We start from the raw sequence: 22,839 nt of genomic DNA on the forward strand, positions 1-22,839 counted from the left end.
CCGCCCGCAGCGTCCGGGCAGCCGCCCGCGTCGCAGCTACGACAGCTGACTCGCGTGATTTGACGACAGGCCCGGCGGACTCCCGCCGGGCCTGTCGTCCGTTCAAGCACGAATGTCGTCCGTCTGATCACGCGTGCCGTCCGCCCAAGCACGCGTGCCGTCCTGTGGGGACCACCACGTCCATCGGGAAACGGCGGGTGGGACACTGCGAGACGTGACTTCTCCCGGCCCCGCTCCCCAGAACCTCCCTCCCGACCAGGTCTTCGACTGGCTCGACGTGGAGGCGGAGAAGCGGGCCGAGGCCGGGCTGGTGCGCAAGCTGCGTATCCGGCAGGCGCAGAGCCCGGAACTGGACCTCGCGGGCAACGACTACCTCGGCCTCGCCCGCGACAAGCGTGTCGCCGGGGCGGCAGCGGCGGCCGCGTTGCGCTGGGGCGCCGGATCGACCGGCTCGCGGCTCGTCAGCGGCACCACCGAGGTCCACGCCGAACTCGAGCATGAGCTCGCCCGGTTCTGCGGGACGCAGGCCGCGCTGGTGTTCTCGTCCGGTTTCACCGCGAACCTCGGCGCCGTCACGGCACTGTCCGGAGCGGATTCCGCGATCGTGACGGACAAGTACATCCACGCCTCGCTGATCGAAGGCTGCCGCCTGTCCCGTTCGGACATCGCCGCGGTCGCGCACAGCACGCCGAGCGCGGTCGAGCACGCCCTCTCGACCCGTCGCAAGCCCCGCGCGCTCGTCGTCACCGATTCCGTCTTCTCCGTCGACGGCGACATCGCGCCGCTGGAGGAGCTCGCCGGCGTCTGCCGGAAGCACGGCGCGGCGCTGCTCGTCGACGACGCTCACGGCTTCGGCGTCCTCGGCGAAGGTGGCCGCGGTGCCGTCCACGCCGCGGGCCTTTCCGGCGCGCCTGACGTCGTCACCACCATCACGCTGTCGAAATCCCTTGGCGCACAAGGTGGAGCGGTGCTCGGACCGCGTCGCGTGATCAAGCATCTCGTGGACACCGCGCGCAGTTTCATCTTCGACACCGCGCTCGCGCCCGCCACGGCCGCCGCCGCACTGGCGGCTCTCGGCGCGCTGAAGGCCGAGCCGGAACTCGCCACCAAGGTGACCGAGGTCGCCGGAAACCTGTCCATGCAACTGAAAGCGGCGGGCTTCCGGGTCAGTCTCCCGGACGCCGCGGTGATCTCCGTACAGGCTCCGTCGGCCGAAGCCGCCGTCGCTTGGGCGGCCGCGTGCGCGGATCAGGGTGTGCGCGTCGGTTGCTTCCGTCCGCCGTCCGTGCCCGACGGAATCTCCCGGCTGCGCCTGACCGCTCGCGCCGACCTCACCGAGGCCGACGTGGACCGCGCGGTCGGGGTGATCACGGCCGCGGCTCCTCCCGGCGCCACATCGTGATGTGCGGGATGCCGTCCTCTTCGAACTCGTCGCCTTCGGCCACGAAGCCGTACTTGGCATAGAAGTTCTTCGCGTACGTCTGCGCGTCGAGCACGCACGGCGAGTCGCCGATGCCCGCGAGCGCGGTTTCCATCAGCCGTCCCGCCAGCCCCTTGCCGCGTGAACGCGCGGACGTGCACACGCGGCCGATGCGGAAGGTGCCGCCGGCGTCCTGCAGTACGCGCAGATACGAGTCGACGCCGACGGAACCGCCGATCCAGAGGTGTCGTGTGCCGGGCAGGAGGTCGCGCCCGTCGATCTCGGGATAGGCGGCCTTCTGCTCGACGACGAACACGTCCACGCGCAGGCGGAGGATGTCGTGCAGCTGTGCGGCGGTGATCTCGTCACCGGCGACGGACAGCGGGAACGACGTGGTCTCGGTGATCGGGGTGTCGGTGCTCACGCCCACTTGTTAGCACATCGGGCGTGAAGAAGGCATCGATCAGCCGATCAGCTTGCGCTGGTTTTGCTGGGAGATCTCGTTCGCGTAGTGCGAGACGCGCGTGTAGACGCCCGGTTTGCCCGGCCTCGCGCAGCCTTCGCCGAACGAAACGATCCCGATCAGCGTGTCGCCCACGACCAGCGGACCACCGGAATCGCCCTGGCAGGCGTCGATCCCGCCTTCGGGGTAGCCGGCGCACACCATGTCACTCGGGTCGTAACCCGAGTACGCGGTGCGGCAGGTCTTGTCGCTGACGACCGGGACGTCCGCGCTGCGCAGGTAGTCCGAGCGCGCGCCGCCGTCGGCGACCCGGCCCCAACCGAGCACAGTCGCCTTCGTCCCTTCGCGATACTTCTCGACGTCGCTGGATCCGGCGACCTTCGCGGGCCGGTACGGCAGCTGCCCGCTGACCGTCATCACCGCGATGTCGTCGCCCTTGCCGGGGTCGCCGCTGTAGTCGGGGCTGACCCAGATACGGGAAACGCGCAGCTCGACGCCGTCCCGCGAGCGCTTGTCCTGCCGTCCCGCCACCACACGGACGTCGGCACGTTTGACCGCCACCGCGCAGTGAGCCGCCGTCGCGACGGTCGTGGAACTGACGATCACCGCACCGCAGTACTGGTTACCGCCGCGATCGGCCAAGTAGACCGCGTAGGGGTAGTCCGAGACCGAAGCCTTACCGCCACCGACGATCCTCGGCTCGGCGGCCTTGTCCGGTCCGCTCACCGCGCTGTCTTCGGCCGACGCGCTGTTGACCGCGACCGGGACCATGACGGCCGTCGCGAGTACCGCTCCGACGGCGAGCAGCAGGGTGCGGCGTGACTTCTTGGGCATGTTCTATCCCTTCACCGGGGCGTACGTACTGCCACGAAGGCAGGGGCCGGGGCGCCGCGGCACTGGGCAGCCGTCAAACCAGGGAAGTCGTTCGACTCCAGCGCGTACACAAGCGATCGCGAATACCCTAATCGGAGAAAGCCCGATGCGGTGTCACTGAAACGGGTGGACCTGTGCTCACCGAACGCATCTGTCACGCTGGAGCTCGTGCGAGCGACGGCGACGATTCTGGCGGCCACGGCCTTCGTCCTGCTGTCGTGTTCGAGTCCTTCTCCGGAACCACCCGCCCCGCCACCGTCCACTTCGGCCATCAGCGGCATTCCGGTGACCACACCACCGAAAACGCCGCCCCCGGCGCCCGCGTGGCAAGTCGGCGCGAAGCCGCTTCCCTTGCGCAGTGACGGTTTCGGGCAGATCCTCCCCACTCCTCCCGTGCTGGCCGACAGATCCCTGCCGACCGCGGATCTGCTTCCGCCGCCCGCCGGGAACCGGTTCGCGGGCACGGTGAATCCCGTACCCGCCGACGTTCTCGGCCGCAGCACGTGGCAGGCGGGCTGCCCGGTCAAGGCCACCGAACTGCGCTACCTGACGTTGTCGTTCTGGGGTTTCGACGGCCGCGCGCACACCGGCGAAATGCTCGTGAACGCTTCGGTGGCCAACGGGGTCGTCACCGTATTCGGGCGGTTGTTCGCCGCGAGGTTCCCGATCGAGGAAATGCGCGTGACCTCTCCGCCGGAGCTCACCGCTCCCCCAACGGGTGACGGCAACAACACCAATGCCTTCGTCTGCCGTCCGGCTCGCGGGCAGACGAACTGGTCCGCGCACGCCTACGGTCTCGCGATCGACGTCAACCCGTTCTGCAACCCGTACACCAAGGGCGACCTCGTCCTCCCCGAACTCGCGTCCGCGTACCTCGACCGAGGCGACCGGCGGCCCGGGATGATCACGCCCGGAGACGCGACCGTGGCCGCCTTCTCCGCGATCGGCTGGACCTGGGGCGGCACGTGGACGACCCCGAAGGACCGGATGCATTTCAGCGCGAACGGGCACTGACCGGGAACAACCTGTCTCCGTGACAAGTTGGCTAGAGTCGGAACCACCCGCTCCCGCCGTAAAGGAAGACACGTGCCCCACTACGACCTGGTGATCGTCGGTACCGGATCGGGTAACTCGATCCTCGACCCGCGTTTCGCGGACTTGAACACGGCGATCGTGGAGAAGGGCACGTTCGGCGGCACCTGCCTGAACGTGGGCTGCATCCCGACGAAGATGTTCGTGCACGCCGCGAACGTCGCGGCCACCCCCGCGTCGTCGGCGAAGTTCGGTGTCGACGAGGAACTGACCGGGGTCCGCTGGCGCGACATCCGCGACCGGATCTTCGGCCGGATCGACCCGATCGCCGCGGGCGGGCGCGAGTACCGCGTGAAGCACGAAGACAACAAGAACGTCACCGTGTACGAGGCCGAGGGCCGTTTCACCGGGCATAAGGAACTGCAGGTCAGCTACCCCGACGGCCGCCCGGCCGAGACGATCACCGCCGACCGGTTCGTGCTGGCCGCGGGCGGGCGCCCGGTGATCCCGGACGTCCCCGGCCTCTCCGAGACCGGCTACCACACCTCCGACACCGTGATGCGGCTCGACGAACTGCCGTCGAGCATCGTGATCCTCGGCGGCGGCTACATCGCGGCCGAGTTCGCCCACGTCTTCGCCTCGTTCGGGGTGAACGTGACCGTGGTCAACCGCTCCGGCGCGCTGCTGCGTTCCGAGGACGACGACGTCAGTGCCCGGTTCACCGAACTGGCCGCGCAGCGTTTCGACGTGCGGCTCGACCGGAAGACCGTCCGCGCGCGCAAAACCGCGGCGGGGGTCGCGCTGGACCTCGAAGGCCCGCAAGGCGCCGAGACCGTCGAGGCCGACGTCCTGCTGGTCGCCACCGGCCGGACACCGAACTCCGACCTGCTCGACGTCGCCGCCACCGGGGTGACCACCGGCGAGCGCGGGCACGTCCTCGTCGACGAGTACCAGCAGACCGTGGTCGACGGCATCTACGCGCTCGGCGACATCTCTTCGGTCTTCGAACTCAAGCACGTGGCGAACCACGAACAGCGCGTCGTGCAGCACAACCTGCTGCACCCGGACGAGCGGATCGAAGCCGACCACCGGTTCGTCCCGCACGCGGTGTTCACCTCGCCGCAGGTCGCTTCGGTCGGGCTGACCGAACGCGAGGCTCGCGAGCGCGGCGTCTCGTACGTGACCTCGCACCAGGACTACGCCGGCATCGCCTACGGCTGGGCGATGGAGGACACCACCGGCTTCGCGAAACTGCTCGCCGACCCGGCCACCGGACAGCTGCTGGGCGCGCACATCATCGGCCCGCAGGCGTCGTCGGTGATCCAGCCGCTGATCCAGGCGATGAGCTTCGGTCTCGACGCGAAGAGCATGGCGCGCGGGCAGTACTGGATCCACCCGGCGATGCCGGAACTGGTCGAGAACGCGCTGCTGAACCTGCCGCTGGACTGACCGCTCCCGCCCTCTCCGCGTGCTATGAACGGCCCGTTACTTGCAAAATTTGCAAGTAACGGGCCGTTCATAGCGTCTCCGGCGCCTCAGACGACGCGTTCGCAGTTGCGGGCCCCGTTCCGCTCCGTGAGCTCACCCACGGCGTTCATCGCGTTGTCCGAGACCACCATCAGGGCGAGCGAGCCGGCCCCCTCCCCCGAGAACCGCTCGCCCGCCTCGACGTAGCGGCGGACGGCCACCAAGAACTCCTCGCGCGCCGATGCCGCCCCTCCGGGCACCGTGCGGACCCCCGTCGCCCCCTTGAGGACGTCCTTGGCGTCGTCCACCTTCGTCGCGATGTAGTGCCGCCATTTGCGCTGCTCCACCGCGACGTCCCCCTTCGGGTCCGGCCAGTAGCGCTCGATCTCCGCGCTGCTCTCCGCCCCCACCCGCACGCAGACGCGGTCCACGGCGCGGTAGAACTCGACCGGCGACGTCGCCGGGGCGGCCCGCTGCGGCGCCACCGCGATGCAGATCGCGGCGAAGCACGCCAAGACCGTCCCGACCGCCAGTTCCTCCACCACGCCGACCCCCAGAACCGAGTTTTTGAACAGGTTCAACTCGCTCAGGTTAGAGCTCCGCCCGGCAGGGGGTCAAGAAGTTTTTTGAACGCGTTCAGACGAACCGGCGACGGCCGGCGAGGGCACCGAAGGTCATCTGCGCGGCGAAGACCACGAGCATCATGATCCAAGGCACGGTCCAGCCCCGGGTGAGGTCGTGGAGCAGGCCGAACAGGAAGGGCCCGACGGCCGCCATCAGATAGCCGATGCCCTGCGCCATCCCGGAGAGCCGCGCGGTGTCCTCGCCGGTGCGCGCCCGCAGCGCGATCACGGTCAGCGCCAGCGAGAAGACGGACATCCCGAGCCCGATCAGAAGGCTCCAGAGCAGCGGCGAGGCGGCCGGGGCGAGCATCATGCCGACCATCCCGGCGAAGCCGAAGACACCCAGCCCGACGATCCACGGGCTCTGGCTGCGGTGCCGCGCTGCCATCGGCGCGACGACGAGGCTGATCGGGACGGCGATGAGCGAGATCAGGCCGAGCAGCAGCCCGGAGTCCCCCTTGCTCACCCCCGCGTCGATCAACACTTCCGGCAGCCAGCCCATCACGACGTAGGCCAAAAAGGCCTGAGTTCCGAAGAATAGGGTGACCATCCACGCAAGGGGGCTACGCAGGAGCGATCGCCCGCTACCCTGCTTGCCTGCCTCGGCAACGGATGCACGACCCGCACCGCGGGCTGCGAGAATCCACACGAGGAGTGCGAGCACCGCCAGTACGGACCAGGCGCCCAGACCTTGGCGCCAGCCGCCGAACGCGTTCTCCAGGGGAGGGGTGAGCGCTGACCCCAGGGCGCCTCCGCCCTGGAGAGCGGCGGTGTACACGCCTGTCATCAGTCCGACACGCGCCGGGAAGGAGTCCTTGATGACGACTGGGATCAGCACGTTCGCCAGGGCGATCCCGGCCGTGGCGACCAGGGTTCCGCCGAGCACCACATACGGTCCGTCGAGCACCCGAAGCACCAGGCCGACGGCCAGGATCGAGAGAGCGGACGCGATGGCCGCGCCGACGCCGAACCGGCGGGCCAGGGTGGGAGCGGCGAGACCGGCGGCGGCGAAGCAGAGGCCCGGCAGCGTCGTGAGGACGCCCGCCCAGGTCGCCGTGGCACCCAGGTCGTCGCGCATATCGCCGAGGATCGGGCCGACGCTGGTGATCGCCGGCCGCAGGTTCAGCGCCACCAGGATGACGGCGACACCGAGCAGGACGCCGCCGGTGATCACTCCCGGCCGCCACTCCGTTTCGATCGAGCCTTCGAGTTCGAGACGCTCGTCGAACGGGGACACGGATTCCTGGGAGTCGACACGCACGTCGGCTAGTATCACATACATAGGATGATTGGATGAAGGGATAACGCTGTGCCATTGGCCACCACGCGCCGTGCCGGCCTGGTCGATCAGGTCATAGAGCAGCTGCGTGACGCCGTCACGCAGGGAGAATGGCCCATCGGGCAGCGGATTCCGACCGAGCCCGAGTTGGCGGGTCAGCTCGGCGTCGGACGCAACACCGTCCGCGAAGCCGTGCGCGCGCTGGCGCACACGGGACTGCTTGAGGTCCGGCAGGGCGACGGCACGTACGTGCGCGCGACGAGCGAGGTTTCCGGCGCGATCCGGCGGCTGTGCGGCTCGGAGCTGCGCGAGGTGCTGCAGGTGCGGCGCATCCTCGAAGTCGAGGGAGCCCGGCTCGCGGCGAAGTCACGGACCGAAGAGGAAGTGGCCGGGCTCCGCTCGCTGCTCGAACGGCGCAACGAGGAACTGCGGGAACGCCACTGGGAGGACTTCGCCCGGCTCGACGCGGAATTCCACTTCGCCGTCGTCCAAAGTGGACATAACACCTTGCTGACCGAGATGTACCGGGGGCTCACCGAGGTGATCACGGCCAGCGTGGCCGCGACGTCGAACGTGACGCCGGGGCGCGAGTACCTGCCGGAGATCGGCCACGAAGGGCTCGCCGACGCCATCGCCGACGGCGACGCGGACCGGGCCGCCTCCGAGGCCTGTGGCTTCCTCGACGAACTGCTCGCCAGGGTGGAGCAGGACGAGAGCTAGACGCAACGGCTCGCCGTCCGCTCGCGAAGTCCGTGAAGGCCTCCTTGAGGGACCCTGGGTCCCTCAAGGAGGCCTTCACGGACCACGAGGCGCCAGGCTCCCGATCAGCAGACCCCCACTGCCACCGCCGAGGTGATGTTGCCGGTGCCACTGGGTTTCAGCGGGTCGAGGAAGGTGGTGCCGACACCCACGCAGCGGTAAAAGTCGCCTTGGGGAACTCGAATTCGCAGTTCCACGTTGGCGTTGTGGCAGTTCACATACCAGGTCTCGTTTTCCATCGCGCCGATTGCCTCCGACCAGAAGCCACAGTGGCCGCGTGGCGGAGCGGCCTGCGCGGGGGCGGCGGTCGCCAACAACGGTGTGACGGCCAGTGCGGTGACGACGCCGATTTTCGCCAGGGTGCCGCGAATACGATTTGTCTTCATGAGTCCCTCCAGAGCTATCTGAGGGGATCGTAAAAGGGGCCTCGGTTCTCCGAGAGGTGATTCAGGCAAGGCTGAAACCCGCCCGCGTCGTGAGTGGCGATGGGGGCCGGCACCCGAATCGCCACTCACGAGGTCGTCAGGGCAGCGTGAGGATTTCCGCGCCGTTCTCGGTCACCACGAGGGTGTGCTCGAACTGCGCGGTCCACTTCTTGTCCTTGGTGGTGACGGTCCAGTCGTCGTCCCAGATGTCGTAATCGATGGTGCCGAGGGTGATCATCGGCTCGATCGTGAAGGTCATGCCCTGCTCGATGACCGTGTCGACCGACGGCTCCTCGTAGTGCAGGACGGTCGGCGCGGTGTGGAACGCCGGGCCGACGCCGTGGCCGGTGAAGTCGCGGACGACGCCGTAGTCGAATCGCTTCGCGTACGCCTCGATGACGCGGCCGATCACGTTGAGCTGCCTGCCCGGGCGGACGGCCTTGATGGCGCGCATGGTCGCCTCGCGGGTGCGCTCGACCAGCAGCCGCGCCTCCTCGGAGACGTCACCCGCCAGGAACGTCGCGTTGGTGTCGCCGTGGACGCCACCGATGAACGCAGTGACGTCGATGTTGCAGATGTCGCCGTCCTCGATCACCGTCGAGTCCGGGATGCCGTGGCAGATCACCTCGTTGAGCGAGGTGCAGCACGACTTCGGGAACCGGCGGTAGCCCAGCGTGGACGGGTACGCGTGGTTGTCCAGCAGGAACTCGTGGATCACCTTGTCGATGTCGTCCGTGGTCGCGCCGGGTTTGACGGCCTTGCCGCCCTCTTCCAGCGCCTGCGCCGCGATCCGGCTCGCGACGCGCATCGCCTCGATCACCTCGGGCGTGCGGACCCCGTTGCCCGTGTCGCGTTTCGGCGCCGGCCGGTCGACGTACTCGGGGCGGGCGATGCTGGCGGGGACGTCTCGCCTCGGCGTCTGGACGCCGGGCTTCAAGGGGGAACGAACGGACATGTGACCAGCCTACGACCTGCTCGCTAACCGAGCCCCGTCAGGAAGCGCTGCGCGGCCTCGACCGCCGGTTTGGACGTTCCCGCGTCAGTGAGCAGCACCGCGAAGGCCAGGTCACCGGCGTAGCCGACGAACCAGCCGTGCGAATGCGTCCCGTCGCCGAACTGGGCAGTCCCGGTCTTGCCCCGGACGTCGGGAAGGGGTTTGAGCAGCGTCGCGGTGCCGTCGGTGACGACCTCGCGCATCATCCCGCGGACGGCGTCGAGCACCTCCGGTTTGACCGGCTTCCCGAGGCCGGACGACGTCGCCGCCATCCCCCGCACCAGCGTCGGCACCGGGACCTTCCCGGACTGGACCGCCGCCGCGGCGATCGCCAGCCCGAACGGGCTCGTCACGACGGTCCCCTGGCCGAACCCGTTCTCCGCACGCTGCGCGACGGTGTTCGCGGGCGGCACGGATCCGGTGATCGTGGTCAGGCCCGGGACCACGAAGTCGGCGCCGATGCCGAGGTCGCGCGCGGCGTCGGTCAGCGCGGCGGGCGGGAGATCGGTCGCGAGCTTCGCGAACGTCGTGTTGCAGGACTTGGCGAACGCCTTGGACAGCGGGACGGTGCCGAGCGCGAACTTGCCCTCGTTCGGCACCGTCCGGTTCTCGAAGGTGGCCGTACCGGGACAGTCGACCGGGCTGCCCGGCTGCACCGAACCCGCGGACAGCGCCGCGACCGCGGTGGCGATCTTGAACGTCGACCCCGGTGGGAACCGGCCGCTGAGCGCGATGGCACCCTGCGCGTCGGCCGGGGCGTTCTGCGCGACGGCGAGCAGTTCGCCGGTCGACGGCTGGATCGCGACCAGCGCGGAGGCCGTCGGGACCGGGGCGAGGGCCCGTTCGGCCGAGCCCTGCGCCTTCAGGCTCAGCGTGCTGACGATCGCGGGAGCCGGTTTGGGATGTTCGTTGTGCAGGTCGGTGATCTCGCCACCGGCGACGTCGAGGGTGACGACGCGCCAGCCCGCCGCGCCCTCCACCTGGTCCTCGACGAGCGACCGGACGGCGGGCAGCACCTGCTTACCGGCGTTCTTGTCGTCGGGCAGCAGCCTGTCCTGCTGGCTGAACCGCACGCCGGGCAGCTCGTAGATCTCGGGTTTCACCTGTTGGTAGTCACTCGCGCGCAGGCTCACCACCGGATAGCCGGCTCCCGGTTTGAGCGCCTTCACCCCGTCGCGGATCGACTGCCCGGTGACCGAGGCGTCGAACCGGTTGAGCGACGCGCCGAGCTTGTCGGCGACGGCGTTCACGTCGCCCGCCTTCGCCGGGTCGAGGACGACGCCGACGACGGTCTGCGGGCGCAGCAGCGGCATACCGTCGCGGTCCAGCACCGGAGCGAGGTCCGGTGGCTCGGACTTCACCGTGATGCTCTGCTGCGCGGCCAGCTGCGGATGGAGCACGGTCGGCAGCCAGCGCACCTTCCAGCCGTCCTGAGTGGAATGGACCTGCGCGTCGGCCTTGTACGTCCAGGCGCGGCCACGCGGCAGATTCCAGGTGAGCTGATAGGTCGCCGTCCCGTCGTCCGCCCCGGACGAATGCTTGACGTCCTTGTCGGCGACCTTGATCGACTCCGGGGAAAGGGCTTTGCGCGCCTGCTCCAGTGTCGCCCGTGCGGCGTCCGGCGAATCGGTGAAGGCCGAGGCGGCCGCGAGGTCGCCGGAGGAAAGGCCGTCGAGGAAGCCGGAAACGGCCTCATCGGGGCCGGATTCGGCGAACAGGCCGCAACCGGTGGCCGAGAGGGCCATGGCTCCCGCGAGCACGACGACAGCGACACGACGACCTGCAGGCATGCGACGGATCCTGCCAGCCCGGGCGGTTTCCGACCGGACGCAACGCCGAGCTAGAAAAGAACCGTCGCGTACTGCCCGACCTGCTGGAAGCCGATCCTGCGGTAGGCGGCGAGCGCCGGGCTGTTGTAGGCGTTGACGTACAGGCTCGCGGTGCGGCCCATCCCGCGGACGAGCCTGTTCACCACCGACGCCGTCCCGGCGGTGCCGAGGCCGCGGCCGCGGCGATCCGGATGCACCCAGACGCCCTGGATCTGGCCGACGGTGGAGGACATCGCGCCGATCTCGGCCTTGAAGACGACTTCGCCGTCCTCGAAACGCGCGAACGCGCGGCCGCCGGCGATCAGTTCCGCGACGCGGGCGCGATAACCGGCTCCGCCGTCGCCGTTGCGCGGGTCGACACCGACCTCTTCGATGAACATGGCGATCGCGGCGGGAAGGTACCTTTCGAGTTCTTCCGGCCGGACGGCGCGGACGAGTGGATCGGCGGCCACGGAGGGGGCGCCGTCGAGCGCCATCAACGGCTGGTCGTGCCGGACCTCGCGGGCCGGACCCCATTCCGGCTCGAGTTCGTCCCACAGCCCGAGGACCTGTTCGGACGGGCCGACCAGCGAAGAACAGCTCCGCGGGCGGCGCAGGGCGCGATCGGCGAAGGAGCGAAGCGCGGAGGCGTTGCCGCGCAAGGGGATCAGATTCGGCCCGGAAAAGCACAGCCCTTGGAGCCTGCCCGCCCGCACGGGACGGGAATCGGCGGCCCAGAGCTCACCACCGAGCCGCCAGGGGTCGAGACCCGCGGTCTCCACCCTGGCACTGACCATGCAGCTGCCGACCGGGTCTGCGGCGAGCGCGGCACGGACCGCCGGATAGTCCCGATCATCGAGCAGCCGTGCACCTGCAAGCCGCAACACCACTCCAGGGTGCCAGATCGGCGGCGTAAACGGAACGCAAGCTTTACGACACGCTGAGACAACCTGGGCTGGTCGGGGCCCTCAAGCGCTATGAACGGCTCGTTCCTTGCAAAATTTGCAAGGAACGAGCCGTTCATAGCGCTTGGTCTCGACCACTCAGCCGACCGTGACGGTGGGCTCTCCCTCGCCGATGGTCTCGACCGACTCCTCGGCGATGCGCATGGCTTCTTCGATCAGCGTCTCGACGATGGCGTGCTCGGGCACGGTCTTGATGACCTCGCCCTTGACGAAGATCTGGCCCTTGCCGTTGCCCGAGGCGACACCGAGGTCGGCTTCGCGTGCCTCGCCGGGGCCGTTGACGACGCAGCCCATGACCGCGACGCGCAGCGGGATCTCCATACCCTCCAGGCCGGCGGTGACCTGCTCGGCGAGGGTGTAGACGTCGACCTGCGCGCGGCCGCACGAGGGGCAGGACACGATCTCGAGCTTGCGTTCCTTGAGGTTCAACGATTGCAGGATCTGGATCCCGACCTTGACCTCTTCCACCGGCGGCGCCGAGAGCGAGACGCGGATGGTGTCGCCGATCCCCTGACGCAGCAGGGCGCCGAACGCCACGGCCGACTTGATGGTGCCCTGGAACGCCGGGCCCGCCTCGGTCACGCCGAGGTGCAGCGGGTAGTCGCACTGCTCGGCCAGGATCTCGTACGCGCGCACCATGACCACCGGGTCGTTGTGCTTCACGGAGATCTTGACGTCGTAGAAGTCGTGCTCGGCGAACAGCGACGCCTCCCACAGCGCGGACTCGGCCAGCGCTTCCGGGGTCGCCTTGCCGTACTTGTCCATGATCCGCTTGTCCAGCGAACCCGCGTTGACGCCGATCCGGATCGGGGTGCCGTGGTCCTTCGCGGCCCGCGCGATCTCCTTGACCTGGTCGTCGAACTTGCGGATGTTGCCCGGGTTCACCCGGACCGCCGCGCAGCCGGCCTCGATCGCGGCGAAGACGTACTTCGGCTGGAAGTGGATGTCCGCGATCACCGGGATCTGCGACTTCCGGGCGATCGCCGACAGCGCCTCGGCGTCATCCGCCGACGGGCACGCGACACGCACGATGTCACAGCCCGCAGCGGTCAGCTCGGCGATCTGCTGCAGGGTCGCGTTGACGTCGGAGGTGAGGGTGGTGGTCATCGACTGCACCGAAATCGGGTGCTCGCTCCCGACGCCGACCGGCCCGACCTGCAGCTGTCGGGTCTTACGACGCTCGGAAAGGACGGGAGGAGGAAGCGCTGGCATACCAAGAGCGACAGTCACGCCTTCAAGCGTACCTACCCCGATCGGCGGACATACACGACGTCAGCCGTCACGGTGAGCAGCATTACCTGGGCAGCCCAACCACGCTGACAGCGCGCTCCGTATACAGAGCGCGGCGTCACTGGAACAGCTTGACCGGGTTCACGATGTCGGCGGTGACGGTGAGCAGAGTCACCGCGCCGCCGATGAAGACGAGCACCATCGTGACCGCCGACAGCTTCGTGTAGTCGACCGGACCACCCGCCGCCTTGCCCCGCAGCTTCCGGAACCAGTCCCGCACCCGCTCGTACCAGACGACCGCGATATGCCCGCCGTCGAGCGGGAGCAGCGGCAGCAGGTTGAACACGCCGATGAAGAAGTTCAGGCTCGCCAGCAGGAGTACGAAGATCTCCCACAGGCCGCGTTCGGCCGCCTCGCCGCCGATCCGGCTGGCGCCGACCACACTGACCGGGGTGTTCGGGTCGCGCTCGCCACCGAAGATGGAATCCACCACCGCGGGGATCCGCGACGGGAACTCGATCAGCCGCTGCGCGGTCTCGGAGAACATCGTGCCGGTGAAGCTGAGCGTCCCGCCGATCGCGTCGACCGGTCCGTAGGTCAGCATCGCCGGCGCGGTGTTCTGGATCGGCGAGGCGCCGATCATGCCGACGTCCTTGACGACGGTGTTCTTGGAACCGTCACTGACCAGTCGCTGCACCCGCGGCACGTCGACCGACAGGTTCATCTGCTGTCCGTTGCGCTCGATGACGAACGGCGTCGGGCCATTGGCGACCTGGACGGCCGCGAGCATGTCGCGCCAGGTCGGCGTCGGCTTCCCGGCGACCGACAGGACCTTGTCACCGGCCTGGAGCCCGGCGGTCTTGGCCGGCGTCGGGGCGCCCGGCGGACAGGTCGTGTCGTTGAGCTGCTCCATGGTGGTCGCCGCACGGGCGCACGAGGTGGCGCTGATCACCGATTCGGTGGGAGCGGCCTGCGCGGCCGGATTCGGCAGGCCCATGGTGACGGCCATCAGGTACAGGATGATGAACCCGAGGATGAAGTGCATCGCCGAGCCCGCCGACATGACGACGGTGCGCTTCCAGGTCTTGAAGCGCCACATCGCGCGCTTCGACTCTTCCGGGGTGACCTCGTCGAGCGCGGTCATGCCGGCGATGTCGCAGAACCCGCCGAGCGGGATCCACTTGACGCCGTACTCGGTCTCACCGCGGCGGAAGGAGAAGATCGTCGGCCCGAAGCCGATGAAGTAGCGCCGGACCTTCATGCCGAAGGCCTTGGCCGCCCACATGTGACCGGCCTCGTGCAGTGCGACGGACAGGCAGATACCCAGCGCGAACAGCACGATCCCGATAATGAACCAGAGCACGCGCTACTTCCCCTTACCGATCAGCGCACCGGCACGCGCGCGAGCCCAGCGCTCGGCAGCTAGTACGTCATCCACGTCGCGAGGTTCGCGACGCCATTCGTCGGCGGCTTCCACCACCTGGGCAATAGTGTCCACAATCGAGGTGAAGCCGGTGTTCTGTGCCAGGAAGGCGGCCACCAGTTCCTCGTTCGCCGCGTTGTAGACCGCCGGGACGCAGCCACCCACGGTCCCGGCGTGCCGCGCCAGCTCGACGGCGGGGAACGCCTCGTTGTCCAGCGGTTCGAAGGTCCAGCTCGCGGGCTTGTCCCAGACGCACGCGGCCGCGGCGCCGGGGACGCGATCCGGCCAGTGCAGGGCCAGCGCGATGGGCAGCCGCATATCCGGCGGGCTGGCCTGCGCGATGGTCGAGCCGTCCACGAAAGTCACCATCGAGTGAATGATCGACTGCGGGTGGACGACCACGTCGATACGGTCGGTCTCGATGTCGAAGAGGAGCTTCGCCTCGATCAGCTCCAGCCCCTTGTTGACCAAAGTGGACGAGTTGATCGTGATGAGCGGCCCCATCGACCAGGTCGGATGCGCCATCGCCTGCTCGACCGTGACGTCCGCCAACTCCGCGCGCTTCCGGCCGCGGAACGGGCCGCCCGAGGCGGTGAGGACCAGCCGGGCGACCTCGGCGTCACGGCCTGCGCGCAAGGCCTGCGCGATCGCGGAGTGTTCGGAGTCGACCGGCACGATCTGCCCGGGCTCGGCCGCGGCCAGGACCAGCGGTCCGCCCGCGATCAGCGACTCCTTGTTGGCGAGCGCGAGCGTGGCGCCGGTGGCCAGCGCGCGCAGGGTCGGCGGGAGCCCCTGGGAACCCGGGAGCGCGTTGAGGACGACGTCGACCGGGACGGCGTCGATCAGCTCGAGGGCCGCGTCGGCCCCGGCGAAGATGCGCGGGAGCTTGAAGTCACCGCTGGAGTAGCCGCGCTTCTGAGCCTCGGCGTACAGCGCGAGCTGCAGGTCTTCCACGGCCGTGGGCCTGCTGATGGCGACGGCGTCGACCTGGTGCGCCAAGGCCTGCGCGGCCAGCGCCGCGGGGTCGGAGCCGCCCGCGGCGATCCCGGCGACCCGGAACAGGTCCGGGTTACGGGCCGCGACGTCGAGGGCCTGGGCGCCGACCGAACCGGTCGAACCGAGCACGAGCACACTTCGCGAGGTAGTCATCGGGGGTCATTGTCGCTTGGGCCCCATCCGGCGCGTGCAGCCAGGTGTGGGATCATTCGCGGGCAAGTGAACCACCGGGTCTTGAGGAGTTGATCGTGGCGAGCAAGGCGGTCGAAAAGCGTGGCCGGGTGGGCGTCGACACCGTCGATCCCCGCGACGAGCCGTCGGCCGAATGGGGCTGGCACGGCTCCTTCCCGAAGGCGACGCGGATCGCGGGCTGGCTGAGCGCGATCATCCTGTTGGTGATGCTGTACGGCAACCACCACGGCTGGACCGAGAACCTGTGGCTGATCGGCCTGTCCCTGACGCTGGTGTTCGGCCTGGTGCTGGACATGCGCAAGCAGCGCACGGCCTGGCGCAAGTAGCTTTCTCACGGCTTCATCGGCCCCCGTTCTCCGTCGAGGACGGGGGCCAATTGCCGTTCTGGGCCCAAAGCTCGTTGACGATCTTGACCGCGTCGTCGGCCTCGACCCCGTAGCGGTGCCGGTACTTGGCGGCGGGCCGCTGGACCACCGCGGCGACCTCCCCGATGGCGACGTTGTTCCACGAGTCGTTCGGGTAGAACTGCCGCATCACGCCGAGGAACTTGACGGTCGCCCACGCCGGGTCGGTCCGCTGCGCGAAACTCCCCCAGCTCGCACGCTGCTGGAAGAGCCCCACCGAGTCGCCCAGCCCGCCGTCGAGGTTGGCGATACTCGACTCGACGATCACCGTCGCGATCGCGATGGCCGCCGCGCGTTCGTTGAGCCCCGATCTCTGGACGGTTTCGACGACCGCTCTGGCGCACGAAGTGTTGTACGCGTTCATGTAGCCGCGCATCTTGGTGCCGAGTTGCTGGTTGAGCGCTCCCGCGGTGTCGACGTCGTCGGACGACGTTCCCGCCTGGGCGCAGGGAAGGGCGACGTGGTCGATCTGGTCCGGGCGGATCTCGGACGGCGGGAGAAGGACGAGCGTCAGGGCGAGGCACGCGGCGGTGAGTGAGCTCAGCATGTGCGGTGGCCGTTCGGTGCAGGTGGTCGTGAGTGGCGATTCGTGTTCTAACCCGAATCGCCACTCACGACCACCTGGACCACAGCTATCACCGCGCGGCGCGTGAACCGCTACCCGATGACCACCCTTTTGAGTTAGGTTCCCCCTCATGAAGCTGCGCTGGGGTGTCACCGCTGTCGTCTCCGCTCTCGCCACCGTCCTGTTGCCGGGTGTCGCCTCGGCCGCGCCCGCCTCCTCGGCCGCTTCGGCCTCGCTGCCGATCGTGCGCTGCGAGTTCACGCCGACCCCGGAGAACCCCGCCGCCCGCCCGGTCTTCCGGCCGCTCCCCTTCGCGCTGACGCGCGGCACCATCGACGTCACGTTCCGCTTCAACTACGGTCCCGTGACCGTCCGCCTGAACCGCGCCGGCGCCGCCCCGTGCGCCGCGCACAACCTGGCGAGCCTCGCGCTGCAGCGCTTCTACGACCACAGCCAGTGCTGGCGCCTGACGAACTCCTCACGCCTCGGCGTCCTCCAGTGCGGCGACATCTACGAGGCCGAAAAGGGCGGCCCGGGCTACAAGTTCCCGGATGAGGTCGACGGCACCGAGACCTACGAGCGCGGCACCATCGCCATGGGCAACCAGGGCCCCGGCACCAATGGCAGCGAATTCTTCATCGTGCACTCGTTCGCGAACATCCCGAAGAACTACTCGGTGATGGGCAAGGTCGTACGCGGTATGGAGGTCCTGGACAGGATCGTGGCCGCCGGGATCATCCCGACCGATCCGAACGGACCTCAGGACGGGCTGCCCGCGAAGCCGGTGAAGATCCAGAAGGCGACCGTCGGTTTCTAAAGGCGATCGGCTCGCTACCGCGTCGCTTCGGTTCCCTTACCGGCGCCAGGAGTTCGTCGAAATCGGTCCAGAGAACCCGGCGGCTCGTAAATCTCCAACAGTCGCCCCTGTGTCGACAGTCACTACGCACAGGAAATTCACAACCCCCTCACAGGAACCGGCAATTCACCCTTTAGAGTGACGAATCCTTGCCGGCTTGGCTGCCGGTGACGTTCCTGGGGGTTCCAGTGATGATGACGCATGAGCAGTACCTCGCGACCAAGAGATTTCCGGCCCTCGACGGCCTGCGCGCGATCGCCGCGCTGCTCGTCGTGGTGTTCCATTACGGCGGACCGTCCTGGACCATGGCCAATGGCTGGATCGGTGTACACCTGTTCTTCGTCCTGTCCGGTTTCCTGATCACCACGCTGGCCCTCCGGGAAGAGGACCGAAACGGCAGGATCTCGCTCGCGAACTTCTATATCCGTCGCGCGTTCCGCATTCTTCCGGTGTATTTCGCGGTATTGGGCATCATCGTGGTGTTCACCTATCTGCGCGGCCAGTACACCTCCAGTGGCCTTTCCGGCGCGATGCCGTACTTCCTGACCTTCACCAACGAGTTCGCCCACAACGCGCCCTTCGGCCAGTCCTGGACGCTGGGGGTCGAGCAGAAGTTCTATCTCGTCTGGCCGTTCCTGGCCTTCGGTATCGCGGCACTGAGCTTCCCGAAGCGGCTGGGTCTGGCGATCGGCCTGATCGCCCTGATGATCGCGCTGATCCCGGTGATGCCCTACGCGGGCGCTTACTCGCCCATCATCATCGGCTGCGCGCTCGCCATCGGCCTCCACTACCGCAAGGGCTTCGCCGCTCTCCGCGTCTTCACGCATCCCATCGCCAGTTTCGTCCTGCTCCCGGCTCTGGTCGTCCTCCAGCTTCACGTGACCGACATCGAGGCCTTCTTCCAGGACGGCGGCACGGTGGGAGGCACCACCTACGCGGTACTGGTCGCGCTGTTCATCACCTCGCTGATCCCACGGGGCCCGATCGCCTGGGTCTTCTCCACTCCGCCGATGCGCTTCCTCGGCGAGCGGTCGTACTCCGTGTACCTCTTGCAAGGGGTGGCGGCGACCGTGGTGGCCCTGTCCATTCCGCAGCTCGGCACACATCGGACCCTGACCGCGGTCGCCGTCACCGTCGTCGCCCTCGTCATTTCCGACGTCCTCTACCGCTGGGTCGAGGTGCCGATGATCGACGTCGGCCGCAAGGTGGTCGCACGTCGTAAAACGCGATCGGAAGACCGGACCAGGCCCTCGGCACCGGATCCCACGATGCGAGAAGCCGAACCCGCGTTGACCAGAGGCTGAGCAATTCAGGCGAAGCGCCCTTGTGTAGATCCGGTAAGCTCGTCAAAGGTCGAGAGGCGCTGCAACGGACCACGGGGTCCGCCACGCTCGGCCCCGGACATCACCGCAAGGGCGCCTCCCACGACATGGGAGGAGCTCTGGATGGAAACGACCGCCCTACGAAAGCTGCTGGATGAGCGCATCGTCGTGCTCGACGGCGCGTGGGGGTCGATGCTCCAGAACGCCGGCCTCAAACCCGAGGATTACCGCACCGAGCGGTTCCAGGATCACCCCCGCGACATCACCGGCGACCCGGACCTGTTGAACATCACCAGGCCGGACGTCGTCCGCGACATCCACCGCCAGTATCTCGACGCCGGCGCGGACATCACGACGACGAACACGTTCACCGCCACCACGATCGGCCAGGCGGATTACGGGCTCGAAGACCTCGCTTACGAGATGAACCTCCGCGGCGCCCAGATCGCGCGCGAGGCCGCGGACGCCGCGGGCGGGAAGTTCGTCGCCGGGTCGGTCGGGCCGCTGAACGTCACGTTGTCGTTGTCCCCCAAGGTCGAGGACCCGGCGTTCCGCGCGGTGACCTTCGACGAGGTGTACGCCTCCTACGCCGACCAGATCAAGGCGCTGGCCGAAGGCGGCGTCGATCTGCTGCTGATCGAGACGATCTTCGACACGCTCAACTGCAAGGCCGCGATCTCCGCGGCACGCGACGTCGCGCCGCATCTGCCACTGTGGATCTCGGTCACGATCGTCGACCTGAGCGGCCGGACGCTGTCCGGGCAGACGGTCGAGGCGTTCTGGAGTTCCATCGAGCACGCGGAACCGCTGCTGGTCGGGGTCAACTGTTCGCTGGGCGCCGAGGAAATGCGCCCGCACATCGCCGAATTGTCCCAGCTCGCCGGGACCTACACCGCCTGTCACCCCAACGCGGGTCTGCCGAACGCTTTCGGCGGCTACGACCAGACGCCCGAGGAGACCGGCGGGCTGCTCGCGGACTTCGCCACGGCCGGGATGGTCAACGTGGTCGGCGGTTGCTGCGGCACGACTCCCGCGCACATCAAGGAAATCGCCGACGCCGTCCGCGGGATGACACCGCGGCACGTCCCGGATCCGAAGGCGAACACCCGCTTCAGCGGGCTCGAGCCGTTCGAAATCGGCAAGGACACCGGTTTCGTCATGATCGGTGAGCGGACCAACGTCACCGGATCCGCCAAGTTCCGCAAGCTGATCGAGGCCGACGACCACCAGGCCGCCGTCGACGTCGCGCTGGAGCAGGTCCGCGGCGGGGCGAACCTGCTGGACGTCAACATGGACGCCGATCTGCTCGACAGCGAAAAGGCGATGACCACGTTCCTCAACCTCATCGCCACCGAGCCCGAGGTCGCCCGCCTGCCGATCATGATCGACAGCTCGCGCTGGACCGTCCTCGAAGCCGGGCTGAAATGCGTGCAGGGCAAGGGTGTCGTCAACTCCATCAGCCTCAAGGAAGGCGAGGAGCAGTTCCTCCAGCAGGCCCGCCGCATCCGTGACTACGGCGCGGGCGTGGTCGTGATGGCCTTCGACGAACAGGGCCAGGCCGACACCGCCGACCGCAAGGTCGACATCTGTGGCCGCGCGTACGACCTGCTCACCCAGAAGGCCGGTTTCGTCGCCGAGGACATCATCTTCGACCCGAACGTGCTCGCGGTCGCGACCGGTATCTCCGAGCACAACGGATACGCCAAGGCGTTCATCGACGCGCTGCCGCGGATCAAGGAACGCTGTCCCGGCGTCCGCATCAGCGGCGGTATCTCCAACCTGTCGTTCTCCTTCCGCGGCAACAACGTCGTGCGCGAAGCGATGCACTCGGCCTTCCTCCTGTACGCGGTGCGCGCCGGGCTGGACATGGGCATCGTCAACGCCGGGCAGCTCGCGGTCTACGAGGACATCCCCAAGGATCTGCTCGAACTGGTCGAGGACGTGCTCTTCGACCGCCGTGAAGACGCCACCGACAGGCTGGTCACGTTCGCGGAAACGGTCAACGGCAAGGGAACCCAGCGCGTCGTCGACCTTTCCTGGCGCGAAAAGCCGGTCGCGGAGCGGCTCAGCCACGCGCTGGTGCACGGGATCGTCGACTTCATCGAGGAGGACACCGAGGAGGCGCGGCAGCAGCTGCCGCGGCCGCTCGAAGTCATCGAAGGTCCCTTGATGGACGGCATGAAGATCGTCGGCGACCTGTTCGGTTCCGGCAAGATGTTCCTGCCGCAGGTGGTCAAGAGCGCGCGTGTGATGAAGCGTTCGGTCGCCTACCTCGAGCCGTACATGGAGGCCGAGAAGGAGAAGGCCCGTCTCGAAGGCCGCGTCGAAACCCGCCAGGGCAACGGAAAGGTCGTCCTGGCGACGGTCAAGGGCGACGTGCACGACATCGGCAAGAACATCGTCGGCGTCGTCCTCGGCTGCAACAACTACGAGGTCATCGACCTCGGCGTGATGGTCCCCGCCGCGGTCATCCTGGACACCGCGGTCTCCGAAGGCGCCGACGCCATCGGGCTTTCCGGTCTGATCACGCCGTCGCTGGACGAGATGGTCAACGTCGCCACCGAAATGGAACGCCGCGGGCTGAAACTGCCGCTGTTGATCGGCGGTGCGACCACCTCACGCCAGCACACCGCGGTCCGCATCGCGCCCGCGTACGAACAAACCACCGTGCACGTCCTCGACGCTTCCCGCGTCGTCGGCGTCGTCGGTGACCTGCTCGACGCCGACCGCGCCGAGATCCTCGACAAGAACAACCGGGCCGACCAGGAGAAGCTGCGTGAGCAGCACGCCAACAAGCAGCGCACCCCGCTGCTGACGGTCGAGCAGGCCAGGGCGAACCCGGAGAAGGTCTCCTTCGACGACGTCCCGACCCCCGCGTTCACCGGTGTCCGGTACGTCTCGCCGACGCTCACCGAACTGCGCGAGATGATCGACTGGACCTTCCTCTTCCTGGCCTGGGAGCTGAAGGGCAAGTACCCGGCGATCCTCTCGAACCCGGTCGCGCAGGAGTTGTTCGACGACGCGAACACCCTGATGGACCAGATCATCGCCGAGGAGCGGTTCCAGGCCAAGGGCGCGTACGCGTTCTGGCCGGCGCACTCCGAGGGCGACGACATCATCCTGGAGTCGGGGATCAAGTTCCCGATGCTGCGTCAGCAGACCAAGAAACCGCTGGAGCGGCCGAATCGCTGTCTGTCCGACTACATCGCCCCGGCCGGCGCGGGCGACCACCTCGGCGGCTTCGCGGTCACCATCCTCGGTGCCGAGGACTTCGCGGCCGAGTTCGAAGCGAAACAGGACGACTACCGCGCCATCATGGTGAAGGCGCTCGCGGACAGGCTCGCCGAGGCCTTCGCCGAGCACATCCACCTGCGGGCGCGGCGGGAGTGGTTCGAGCCGGACGCCGATCCGAAACTGGAGGACCTGCACGCCGAGAGGTTCCGCGGGATCCGTCCCGCGCTCGGCTACCCGGCCAGCCCGGATCACAGCGAGAAGCAGGAACTGTTCGACCTGCTCGACTCCGACAAGCTCGGAATGACGCTGACGGAGTCCTTCGCGATGTCGCCGGCGGCGAGCGTGTCCGGGCTGATCTTCGCCCACCCCGACTCGAAGTACTTCACCGTCGGACGGCTGGGCAAGGACCAGGTCGAGGACTACGCCGTCCGCCGTGGCCTCGACCTGTCCACTGTGGAGCAGTGGCTGCGCCCGAACCTCGCCTACGAACCCGAATGACACAATGATCA

The 22,839-nt window shown here is 68.2% G+C and carries 20 protein-coding genes; 8 read left to right on the forward strand and 12 right to left on the reverse strand.

What is annotated here, in order from left to right; genetic code table 11:
* Positions 1-214 precede the first annotated feature (214 nt).
* Entirely contained in the window at positions 215-1,402 is a 1,188-nt protein-coding gene (locus H5J31_RS32805) for an 8-amino-7-oxononanoate synthase (protein WP_181776552.1), read from the forward strand.
* Here H5J31_RS32805 and H5J31_RS32810 read toward each other — a convergent pair.
* Positions 1,368-1,850 carry a GNAT family N-acetyltransferase gene (locus H5J31_RS32810; protein WP_181776553.1) on the reverse strand — a complete coding sequence of 161 codons (483 nt, stop codon included), beginning with the start codon at positions 1,848-1,850 and terminating at the stop codon, positions 1,368-1,370. The two genes, H5J31_RS32805 and H5J31_RS32810, sit on opposite strands and share 35 nt — an antisense overlap.
* A gap of 33 nt (positions 1,851-1,883) precedes the next feature.
* Positions 1,884-2,717 carry a S1 family peptidase gene (locus H5J31_RS32815; RefSeq protein ID WP_181776554.1) on the reverse strand — a complete coding sequence of 278 codons (834 nt, stop codon included), beginning with the start codon at positions 2,715-2,717 and terminating at the stop codon, positions 1,884-1,886.
* Positions 2,718-3,107: 390 nt separating this feature from the next.
* Here H5J31_RS32815 and H5J31_RS32820 point away from each other — a divergent pair, with 390 nt between their 5' ends.
* Positions 3,108-3,770, forward strand: coding sequence for a M15 family metallopeptidase (locus H5J31_RS32820; protein WP_181776578.1), 663 nt, complete (start codon positions 3,108-3,110; stop codon positions 3,768-3,770).
* A gap of 72 nt (positions 3,771-3,842) precedes the next feature.
* On the forward strand, positions 3,843-5,237 hold the full coding sequence (locus tag H5J31_RS32825; RefSeq protein WP_181776555.1) for a mycothione reductase: 1,395 nt from the start codon (positions 3,843-3,845) through the stop codon (positions 5,235-5,237).
* Positions 5,238-5,323: 86 nt separating this feature from the next.
* Here H5J31_RS32825 and H5J31_RS32830 read toward each other — a convergent pair whose 3' ends face one another.
* A complete protein-coding gene (locus H5J31_RS32830) occupies positions 5,324-5,836 on the reverse strand; it encodes a hypothetical protein (RefSeq protein WP_236005527.1) in 513 nt (170 codons plus the stop codon).
* Positions 5,837-5,891: 55 nt separating this feature from the next.
* Positions 5,892-7,139, reverse strand: a complete 1,248-nt coding sequence (locus tag H5J31_RS32835; RefSeq protein WP_181776556.1) for a CynX/NimT family MFS transporter — start codon at positions 7,137-7,139, stop codon at positions 5,892-5,894.
* Positions 7,140-7,187: 48 nt separating this feature from the next.
* Here H5J31_RS32835 and H5J31_RS32840 point away from each other — a divergent pair, with 48 nt between their 5' ends.
* Positions 7,188-7,877: a FadR/GntR family transcriptional regulator gene (locus H5J31_RS32840; RefSeq protein WP_181776557.1), complete on the forward strand. Its 690-nt coding sequence runs from the start codon at positions 7,188-7,190 to the stop codon at positions 7,875-7,877.
* A 104-nt stretch (positions 7,878-7,981) separates the two neighbouring features.
* On the opposite strand, the gene H5J31_RS32845 is transcribed toward H5J31_RS32840, so the two are convergent.
* From H5J31_RS32845 to dxr, 7 genes are all read right to left on the reverse strand, one after another.
* The gene (locus H5J31_RS32845) at positions 7,982-8,302 is read right to left on the reverse strand and encodes a DUF6355 family natural product biosynthesis protein (RefSeq protein WP_181776558.1); all 321 of its coding nucleotides are present in this window, start codon (positions 8,300-8,302) and stop codon (positions 7,982-7,984) included.
* Between the two features lie 136 nt (positions 8,303-8,438).
* Positions 8,439-9,296, reverse strand: coding sequence for a type I methionyl aminopeptidase (map, locus tag H5J31_RS32850; RefSeq protein WP_181776559.1), 858 nt, complete (start codon positions 9,294-9,296; stop codon positions 8,439-8,441).
* 23 nt (positions 9,297-9,319) lie between these two features.
* Positions 9,320-11,125 (reverse strand): penicillin-binding transpeptidase domain-containing protein, encoded by a 1,806-nt coding sequence (locus H5J31_RS32855; RefSeq protein WP_181776560.1) that lies wholly within the window; start codon positions 11,123-11,125, stop codon positions 9,320-9,322.
* A 50-nt stretch (positions 11,126-11,175) separates the two neighbouring features.
* Positions 11,176-12,030 carry a GNAT family N-acetyltransferase gene (locus H5J31_RS32860; RefSeq protein WP_181776561.1) on the reverse strand — a complete coding sequence of 285 codons (855 nt, stop codon included), beginning with the start codon at positions 12,028-12,030 and terminating at the stop codon, positions 11,176-11,178.
* 156 nt (positions 12,031-12,186) lie between these two features.
* The gene (gene ispG / locus H5J31_RS32865; protein WP_181776580.1) at positions 12,187-13,320 is read right to left on the reverse strand and encodes a flavodoxin-dependent (E)-4-hydroxy-3-methylbut-2-enyl-diphosphate synthase; all 1,134 of its coding nucleotides are present in this window, start codon (positions 13,318-13,320) and stop codon (positions 12,187-12,189) included.
* 136 nt (positions 13,321-13,456) lie between these two features.
* Entirely contained in the window at positions 13,457-14,701 is a 1,245-nt protein-coding gene (locus tag H5J31_RS32870; RefSeq protein ID WP_181776562.1) for a M50 family metallopeptidase, read from the reverse strand.
* A gap of 3 nt (positions 14,702-14,704) precedes the next feature.
* Positions 14,705-15,910: a 1-deoxy-D-xylulose-5-phosphate reductoisomerase gene (gene dxr, locus H5J31_RS32875; protein WP_181776563.1), complete on the reverse strand. Its 1,206-nt coding sequence runs from the start codon at positions 15,908-15,910 to the stop codon at positions 14,705-14,707.
* 95 nt (positions 15,911-16,005) lie between these two features.
* Between dxr and H5J31_RS32880 the strand changes: the two genes are divergently transcribed.
* Positions 16,006-16,275, forward strand: coding sequence for a DUF2631 domain-containing protein (locus tag H5J31_RS32880; RefSeq protein ID WP_181776564.1), 270 nt, complete (start codon positions 16,006-16,008; stop codon positions 16,273-16,275).
* 13 nt (positions 16,276-16,288) lie between these two features.
* On the opposite strand, the gene H5J31_RS32885 is transcribed toward H5J31_RS32880, so the two are convergent.
* Complete coding sequence (locus H5J31_RS32885) at positions 16,289-16,900, reverse strand: hypothetical protein (protein ID WP_181776565.1); 612 nt, start codon at positions 16,898-16,900, stop codon at positions 16,289-16,291.
* A gap of 148 nt (positions 16,901-17,048) precedes the next feature.
* Between H5J31_RS32885 and H5J31_RS32890 the strand changes: the two genes are divergently transcribed.
* From H5J31_RS32890 to metH, 3 genes are all read left to right on the forward strand, one after another.
* Positions 17,049-17,735 carry a peptidylprolyl isomerase gene (locus H5J31_RS32890; RefSeq protein ID WP_181776566.1) on the forward strand — a complete coding sequence of 229 codons (687 nt, stop codon included), beginning with the start codon at positions 17,049-17,051 and terminating at the stop codon, positions 17,733-17,735.
* Positions 17,736-17,965: 230 nt separating this feature from the next.
* Positions 17,966-19,078 carry an acyltransferase family protein gene (locus H5J31_RS32895; protein ID WP_181776567.1) on the forward strand — a complete coding sequence of 371 codons (1,113 nt, stop codon included), beginning with the start codon at positions 17,966-17,968 and terminating at the stop codon, positions 19,076-19,078.
* A 141-nt stretch (positions 19,079-19,219) separates the two neighbouring features.
* The gene (gene metH, locus H5J31_RS32900) at positions 19,220-22,828 is read left to right on the forward strand and encodes a methionine synthase (RefSeq protein ID WP_181776568.1); all 3,609 of its coding nucleotides are present in this window, start codon (positions 19,220-19,222) and stop codon (positions 22,826-22,828) included.
* Positions 22,829-22,839: the final 11 nt, after the last annotated feature.

Origin of the sequence: Amycolatopsis pittospori, from assembly GCF_013870525.1 — a bacterium.
In the GTDB taxonomy this organism is placed as follows: Bacteria; Actinomycetota; Actinomycetes; order Mycobacteriales; family Pseudonocardiaceae; genus Amycolatopsis; species Amycolatopsis pittospori.